Below are 7,765 nucleotides of genomic sequence, written 5' to 3'. Positions count from 1 at the left end.
GTACAAGGATGCTCAGTTTTCTGCCTGTGGGAGCGCTTTCAAATTATGCAGGCTCTTGACAATGTAGTTAGGCAGTCACAGTTTGTAAGTCATGAAAACGCGTGCACTCCGCCCCCGGGCCGCGATCATTCCCGCCCTGACCACGCTGCTCGTCGCCCTCACAGGCCTGCTCCTGGTCCCCGCGACCGGGTCCGCCGTCACCAACCTCGTCACCAACGGAACCTTCGAGACCGGCAACCTCTCCGGCTGGACCTGCGCCGCCGGCGCCGCGACCACCTCGGCCCGCACCGGCAGCTACGCGCTCCAGGCCACGCCGACGTCGTCCGACAACGCCCGATGCACCCAGTCGATACCGGTCAAGTCCAGTACGACGTACACCTTGTCCGCCTGGGTCAAAGGCTCGAACGTCTACCTCGGCTTCGAGGGTGGAACGTCGACCTGGAGCACCAGCACCACCTGGAACCAGTTGACGACCACCTACACGACGACCGCGGCGCAGACCCGGCTGACGATCTATCTGCACGGGTGGTACGGGCTACCGGCGTACCAGGCGGATGACGTCGTACTGGACGGTCCTGGCGGGACTCCGGATCCAACCACCCCGCCGAGCACGCCGCCGACGACCACACCGCCCACCACCACTCCGCCGCCGGCCGACGGCACGCTGCCCAAGCACGTGCTCACCGGCTACTGGCAGAACTTCGACAACGGTGCGGCGGTTCAGCGGATCAGCGACGTGCACGCGGCGTACGACCTGATCGCGGTCGCTTTCGCCGACGCCGACCCGTCGCGGCCGGGGGCGATCACCTTCAACCTGGACTCCGCCGGGCTGGGTGGCTACACGGTCGCCCAGTTCAAGGCCGACATCGCGGCCAAGAAGGCCGCCGGCAAGCGGGTGATCCTGTCGGTCGGCGGCCAGAACGGCACCATTTCGGTCGGCAGCTCCGAGGCCGCGACCAACTTCGCGAACACCGCGTTGACCGTCCTGCGCGAGTACGGCTTCGACGGGATCGACATCGACCTGGAGAACGGCGTCAACGCGCAGTACATGGGTCAGGCCCTGCGGAGCCTGCACAGCCAGTTCGGCAGCGGCCTGATCATCGCCATGGCACCGCAGACGATCGACATGCAGAGCACGTCGTTCGAGTACTTCAAGCTCGCGCTGGCGATCAAGGACATCCTGACCGTGGTGAACGTGCAGTACTACAACTCGGGCTCGATGAACGGGTGCGACGGGCAGGTGTACTCGCAGGGCACTGTCGACTTCATCACCGCGCAGGCCTGCATCATGCTGCAGAACGGCCTCCGGCCCGACCAGGTCGGCCTCGGCCTGCCGGCGTCGTCCCGGGCGGCCGGCAGCGGCTACGTGTCCCCGCAGATCGTCAACAACGCCCTGGACTGCCTGACCCGCGGCACGAACTGCGGCAACTTCAGGCCGAGCACCACGTGGCCGTCGCTGCGCGGCGCGATGACCTGGTCGACCAACTGGGACGCGCTGAACGGCAACGCGTTCGCCAACCAGGTCGGCGCCCACGTCCACTCACTGCCCTGATGCGCTGATGCACAGCTACCGACCGGCTCCGGTGCTGGAAGCGCTCGGTGTCTGCTTCGAGGACGAGCAGCTCTACCGGGCGCTTCTGGCCCGCCCGGAGTCGACGACGACCGACCTGACCCGCGACACCGGCTGGCCGGCCACCCGGGTCGGCCGGCACCTGAAGTCACTGCTCTCCCTGGGCCTCGCCACACGGACCTCCGGCCGGCCGGCCGTGTACGTGCCGGCCGTGCCCGAGGCAGCGGTAGAGCTCCTGGCACTGCGGAAGCAGGCGGCGATCCTCGAGGCCAGGCTCGGTGCCTCGGTGCTGAGCTCGGAGTTCCGCCGGCAGGACTCGTTCACGGTGATCCGGGGGACCGAGGCTGTCGCGCAGAGGTTCTACCAAGCGCAGCAGAGCGCCCGGACCGAGGTGCTCGTGCTCGACCGGCCGCCGTACGTCGTCCTGCCGGTGGAGCCCCGGCGTGCGCATGGGGTGTCCTACCGGACGATCTACGACATGGCGTCGTTGTCGGAGCCGGGTGACCTGGTAGCCGCCCGGTCCGCCGGTTGCCGGATCCTGCGCGACGTACCGCTGAAGCTGGTGCTGATGGACCGGCGTACCGGACTGCTGCCGACGACGCCGGACGTGATCGTCGAGCTGGGGCCGTCCAGCCTGCTGGATGCTCTGCTGCGGTTGTTCGAGCTGTTGTGGCAGCAGGCGAGTCCGTTGTCGCCATCTGCTCCGGAGGGACCGCTCAGCGGTGAGGACCAGCAGTTGCTGGCTCTCGCTGCGGCGGGGCTGACGGACCAGGCGATCGCCCGGCGGCTCGGGGTGGCGCAGCGGACGGTCGAGCGACGGATGCAGCGGATCCTCCGGGCACTGGACGCGACCACACGTTTCCAGGCCGGCCTACGAGCCGGTCAACGCGGACTACTCGCCTGAGCCGTACGTCGGTCGGCTCACTCCGTCACGTCGGCCACGGTTGCACTGAGTGCTTTGAGCAGGTCCTCGGCGATCACGGTGATGCCGACACCGTGGTCGCCACCGCCGATGGAGATCGTCCCGGTGATCCGCTCGTCGGCGACGACCGGCCAGGCATGTGTGCTGCCGAGCGGGGTGATGGTGCCGCGAACGTACCCGGTGACGGCGAACGCGGTGTCCTTGTCGGGCATCGAGATCCGGTTCACCTCGAGCAGCGCGCGCAGCTTCGGCCAGGCGATCTCCCGGTCACCCGGCACCAGCACGAAGCGGTAGTCGTCGTCGGACAGCCTGACCACGATCGTCTTGATCAGGTCGGCCGGCTCGATTCCGCGGGCGGCAGCAGCCTCCTCCAGCGAGTTCACCCGTCCGTGCCTGGTCACTTCGTAGCTCAGCCCCAGTTGGTCAGCCGCCTCGATCGCTTTGGTCACCTGGCTAGTTTCGCACCTTGCTGGGTACGTTCTTGAGGAGTAGGGCCAGCAGAAGCGTGACGAAGAACAGCACGCCGGCCTCCAGCGCCACTCCGCTCCAACCGCCGTGGCTCCATGCGGCGCCGGCCAGCCCGCCGAAGACCGACGACCCCAGGTAGAAGGAGAACAGGTAGAGGCTGGCGGCCTGGCCCGTCCCACCGCCCCCGGCGTGCGCCCGCGCGGCCACCCAGCCGCTGGCCACGCCGTGTACGGCGAAGAACCCGGCAGTCATGACCGCGAGTCCCGCGATGACGAGCGGCAGCGGTGCGGCCAGAGAAATCGCCACCCCGGCGAGAGTGACCAAACACCCGGCCGGAACGACGGCGCGACGCCCGTACCGGTCAGCGAGCCACCCCGCTGTCGCCGAACCGGCCGACCCGAGCAGATAGACCGTGAACACCAGCCCGGTCGCTCCAGCACTCAGGTCGTACGGCGCACCGGACAGCCGGAACACGGCTCCGTTGTAGACGGCGACGAATGCACCGACCGCGGTCGTGGCGATGCCGTAGAGCGCCAGCAAGGCCGGATCACGCAGTACCCGGCCTGTCTGGGTCATAAGTTGCTTCGGGCCCGCAGGGCTCGGGTGGAAGTTCTGCGACGCCGGGAGAAGCAGCCAGACCACGACGGCGCACAGGACTCCCATTAGTGCGATGCCACCAGACGCGACTCGCCAGCCGCCGAGGTCGGCGAGACCGCCCGCGATGAGGCGGCCGGCCATGCCGCCAACCGCCGTACCGGCGATGTAGAGACCGCTGGCACGCGCATGGCTGTCGTGGTGGACCTCCTCGCGGAGGTAGGCCATGGCTACTGCGGGCAGTCCGGCCATCGCGACCCCTTGGAGTCCGCGGAGCGCGAGCAGCGTGTGCCACGTCGGAGCCGCGGCACATAGCAGCGCGATGCCAGCAGTGGCTGCGACCGACCAGCGCATCAGAGTGGTCCGACCGATCACTTCTGAGACCGGGCCGGCGATCAGCAGGGCGATGCCGAGGCCGAGAGTAGCCAGCGACACTGTGAACGCACTCTGGCTGGGAGAGACGTCGAACGCGTCGACGAGCTCGGGGAGGAGCGGCTGCGTGCTGTAGAGCAGCGCGAACGTCGCCAGACCGGCCGCGAAGAGAGCGACCGACAGCCTGCGGTAGCCCGGATCGCCCGGGCGGTAACCCGGCTGGACCACGACGGGAGTGTGCATGGCTTCGACCGTGCCATGCTGAGCACGATACGTAAAATGTCGATCTCGGCGGGCATCGATACGATTCTGGTATGCATGTCGGGGATCTGCGCTGGTTCGCCGTACTCGCGGAGACCGAGCACCTGACCGAAGCGGCCGCGGCGCTGGGCACCAGTCAGCCCAATCTGTCCCGGTCGCTGCGCCGGGTCGAGAGCGCGTTCGGTGTCCAGCTCTTCGAGCGTGAGCATCGAGGCATGCGGCTGAACCCGTACGGGCGGGTGGTGCTGGAGGCGGCACGGACGGGCTCGGCCGCCGTCGACTCGGCGCGGCAGCGGATCGAAGCGCTGCTCGACCCGGAGTCGGGAACCGTTCGGCTCGGGTTCCTGCACTCCGTCGCGACCAGTCTGCTGCCTGACCTGCTGAAGGCGTTCCGCGAGGAGGCTCCGGCGGTTCGCTTCGCGCTGCGGCAGGAGCCGGCGCACGACATCGTCGAGGACCTGGAGAGCGGTGAGGCCGAGATCGGCATCATCGGGCCCCGGCCGGATCCGGAGGTGTTCGGCTGGCACCTGCTCGAGCAGCAGCGGATGTGTCTGCACGTCCCGCCCGGTCATCCGCTGGCTTCGCGGCGCCGGGTGGAGCTGGCGGCGGCCGCCGACGAGTCGTTCGTCGGGCTGCGGCCCGGCTTCGGCTTCCGCCGGATCTCCGAGGAGTTGTGCCGCGCCGCCGGGTTCACTCCTCGACTCGCCTTCGAGGCGACCGACCTCGCCACCATCGACAGTCTGGTCGGCGCCGGCCTCGGGGTGGCGGTGCTGCCGTCCGGTGCGGTCCGTGGGAACGACAGCGGAGCGGTGTCGATCCCGCTCGCCGGTGTCCGGGCACGTCGTGAGATCGGCCTGGCCTGGCGATTGCGCGCGCAGCTCACACCGGCCGCCGAGCGGTTCCGGACGTTCGTCCGGTCCCAGCCGGTCCGATCCTCCTAGGCCGTCGGCGACTTCCGTAGCGTTCGTCCAGTTTTCCCGGTCTCGACTTGCAGACAGAGGGCTCTCCACCGCAAAGTTTCCTCCGTGAGGAAGCGTCTGAGTTCGATTCGCCCGAGCCGGCGCCTGCTGTTCGCGGCGGGCACGGCCGCCGCGGCATCGACTGTTGCGTCCGCCGCAACGGCGTCGGCGGCCGCCACCGCCGAGCTCGCGGGGGCCGGCGCCTACGGGTCCGGCGTGCTGGGTGCGTGGGAGCGGCAGGCGCGAGCGATCTCGGGCGTCTCGCAGATCCGCAAGGCGCGGGAGACCGACGGCGTCTTCATGTTCGGCGACAGCATCGGCGTCCAGGACGGCCCGTCGCTGGCCCGGCAGCTGTCCTCCCACGGCATCAAGGTCGCTGTGCACAACTGGGCCGGGCGACCTGTCACTCCGGCCGTCGACGCGCTCGACACCTGGGCCCAGGACTACGGCCTGCCACACCGCATCCTGATGTCGGTCGGCTCGAACGACATCTTCACGCCACCGGCGGTGGCCGCTCAGGTCGAGCGGACGATGCAGATCGTCGGCGAGGACCGCACCGTCTTCTGGGTGAACATCCAGGCTGCCCGGACCGGGCACGGTCCGGCCGTCCAGGTCTCCGACCAGCGCAACAGCGCGTGGATCAACCTGCAGTTGGCAGAGGCTCAGCGCCGGCACGCGAACCTGCGCATCATCCACTGGGCCGAGCACCTCGCCGCCAAGCCGAACCGCCTCGCCAACTACCTGCGCGACGGTTTGCACCCGTCGATCCCGCTCGGCCAGAACGCCCGCAACGCCCTCATCGTCGACGCCCTCAAGTCAGGCTGAGCACGGCGACGTACGGGTGGTCGCCCGCACGCCGCCGTACCACTGGGGTGCCTAGAACCCGGCGGTGATCCGGGTGAACTCCCAGTCGGGTTGCGCGATACCGGAGCAGTTCGACACCACTCCGCCGCCGGCGCAGCCCCGGTCACGGTTCACCGACCAGAACGCCAGCCGGCCCAGACCGTTGGACTTGGCCCAGTTGGTGATGTTCTGCCAGGTGGCCGTCGTGGTCATCTCCTGCTGGTCGGACAGACCGTTCATGCCGGAGATGCCCTGGTGGGCGTAGGCCTGCGCGGTGGTCCAGCCGAAGGTCGCCTTCAGCTTGTTGTTCAGGCCGACGGACGCGTTGATCGTGTCCTGCTGGATGTTCGAGCTGCCGAAGTCGAACGGCATCAGCGTGTAGATGTCGATGTTCGCGTTGAGGGCCTTGGACCGCTCGATCAGCCGGTTGCCCCAGAAGTTCGGGCCACTGGTCGTGGTACCGAAGGTGAGGATCGTCTGGATGCCGGGGTTGTTCTGCTTGACGATCCTGAGCGCGTTCAGGATCCGGTCCTGGACGACCTCGTTCTCGAACTCGTCGCTGTTCTCGATGTCGACGTCGATCGCCTTCAGGTTGTAGGCGTTGATCACCTGCTGATACGCCCCGGCGAGTGCTTCCGGCGTACTGCAGTTCGGCCCGAGCTTGTTGCCGCTCCAGCCGCCGATCGACGGCACGATGTCGCCACCGGCCGCCCGGATCTGCGCGATCGCGGTGGCGTCCGCACTGCCCTGCAACGGCCGGCTGCCGTCCCACGCCGGGTTGCAGCCGCCGGACGACAGGATGAACGCCATCGTGAACCACTTGATGCCGGTCGCGTTCATGACGGTCGCCGGGTTCGGCGGATCACCCCAGCCCATGTACAGGTACGGCGCCGCCCGCCGGGTGCTGGGCTCACCGCCACCGGTGGTCTTCACGGCGATCGTGCCGCTCTTCGGACCCTCGCCGGCGCTGTTCGACGCGCTTACCTGATAGTTGTACGTCGTGTTCGCGGTCAGCCCGGAGTCCGTGTACGACGTACCCGTGGGGGAGCCGACCTTCGTGCCGTTGCGGTAGACGCTGTAGCTGGTCGCACCACTCGGTGCGGACCACGTGAGGCTCACCGACGACGAGGTCGCCGTACCGGAGAGACCGGTCGGTGCGCCGGGGGCGGTGCCGCCGCCACCGGAGCAGGAGCCGCCGTTGAGTCGGCAGGCCGTCAGACCGGGGAAGTTGCCCGGGCTGCCGTTGAATCCGAAGGTGACGGACGCGCCGGGTGCGAGCGGTCCGGCCCAGCTCGGCGGGGTGAACGTGTGCGTCTGGCCGCTGCTGCTCCGGGTCGCGTCCCACGAAGTGCTGACGGTGTAGCCGGACGGGAAGTCGAGCGCGACCGACCATGTGCTCAGTGAGCCAGTGGTGCCGTTCGTCACGGTGACCTTGCCTTCGAAGCCGCTGCCCCAGTCGGACACCTTGGTGAAGGCCGCGGTCACCGTGGCGGCGTTGGCTGCCGGTGCTACCAGTAGGGAGAGGACTACTGCGGTGATGGCGGCTATGGCCATCGAGATGCGTTTCATGATGCTCCGATCAGTGGGCGGTACGTGATCAGACCTGACCCCAGAGTGCGGGGACGTTCGGTGGTTCCCAGCCGGTCTGGGAGGTATGGCCCTGGATGCACTTGTAAGTGAGGCCGTTGTAGCTCACCAGCGCGCCTGTCGCGTACGTCGTGTTCGGTGCCCACGGGGTGGCCGTCGGGGGCGTCGAGGTCGGCGTCGGCGTGGGGG

General features: G+C 68.6%; 8 protein-coding genes. 4 read left to right on the top strand and 4 right to left on the bottom strand.

From position 1 onward, the window contains the following. Window positions 1-91 precede the first annotated feature (91 nt). Window positions 92-1,552 (top strand): chitinase, encoded by a 1,461-nt coding sequence (locus E1218_RS33820; RefSeq protein ID WP_132327118.1) that lies wholly within the window; start codon window positions 92-94, stop codon window positions 1,550-1,552. A gap of 7 nt (window positions 1,553-1,559) precedes the next feature. Then, on the top strand, window positions 1,560-2,474 hold the full coding sequence (locus E1218_RS33815; RefSeq protein ID WP_132327117.1) for a helix-turn-helix domain-containing protein: 915 nt from the start codon (window positions 1,560-1,562) through the stop codon (window positions 2,472-2,474). 17 nt (window positions 2,475-2,491) lie between these two features. Here the strand turns inward: E1218_RS33815 and E1218_RS33810 are convergent, their stop codons facing one another. Together E1218_RS33810 and E1218_RS33805 are read right to left on the bottom strand one after the other, a co-directional pair. Then, the gene (locus E1218_RS33810) at window positions 2,492-2,941 is read right to left on the bottom strand and encodes an aminoacyl-tRNA deacylase (RefSeq protein ID WP_132327116.1); all 450 of its coding nucleotides are present in this window, start codon (window positions 2,939-2,941) and stop codon (window positions 2,492-2,494) included. Window positions 2,942-2,945: 4 nt separating this feature from the next. Next, window positions 2,946-4,169 (bottom strand): MFS transporter, encoded by a 1,224-nt coding sequence (locus tag E1218_RS33805; protein ID WP_132327115.1) that lies wholly within the window; start codon window positions 4,167-4,169, stop codon window positions 2,946-2,948. Between the two features lie 71 nt (window positions 4,170-4,240). Between E1218_RS33805 and E1218_RS33800 the strand changes: the two genes are divergently transcribed. Continuing rightward, the gene (locus E1218_RS33800) at window positions 4,241-5,128 is read left to right on the top strand and encodes a LysR family transcriptional regulator (protein WP_132327114.1); all 888 of its coding nucleotides are present in this window, start codon (window positions 4,241-4,243) and stop codon (window positions 5,126-5,128) included. Between the two features lie 84 nt (window positions 5,129-5,212). Then, window positions 5,213-5,971, top strand: coding sequence for an SGNH/GDSL hydrolase family protein (locus E1218_RS33795; protein ID WP_165949539.1), 759 nt, complete (start codon window positions 5,213-5,215; stop codon window positions 5,969-5,971). 51 nt (window positions 5,972-6,022) lie between these two features. Here E1218_RS33795 and E1218_RS38015 read toward each other — a convergent pair whose 3' ends face one another. Then, window positions 6,023-7,558, bottom strand: a complete 1,536-nt coding sequence (locus E1218_RS38015) for a cellulose binding domain-containing protein (protein WP_132327113.1) — start codon at window positions 7,556-7,558, stop codon at window positions 6,023-6,025. 28 nt (window positions 7,559-7,586) lie between these two features. Further along, window positions 7,587-7,765: carbohydrate-binding protein (locus tag E1218_RS38010; RefSeq protein WP_325052876.1), on the bottom strand; the 179-nt coding region annotated here is incomplete at its 5' end.

Origin of the sequence: Kribbella turkmenica, assembly GCF_004348725.1 — a bacterium.
Classification (GTDB): Bacteria; Actinomycetota; Actinomycetes; order Propionibacteriales; family Kribbellaceae; genus Kribbella; species Kribbella turkmenica.
This window is presented reverse-complemented; position numbering and strand designations above follow the sequence as displayed.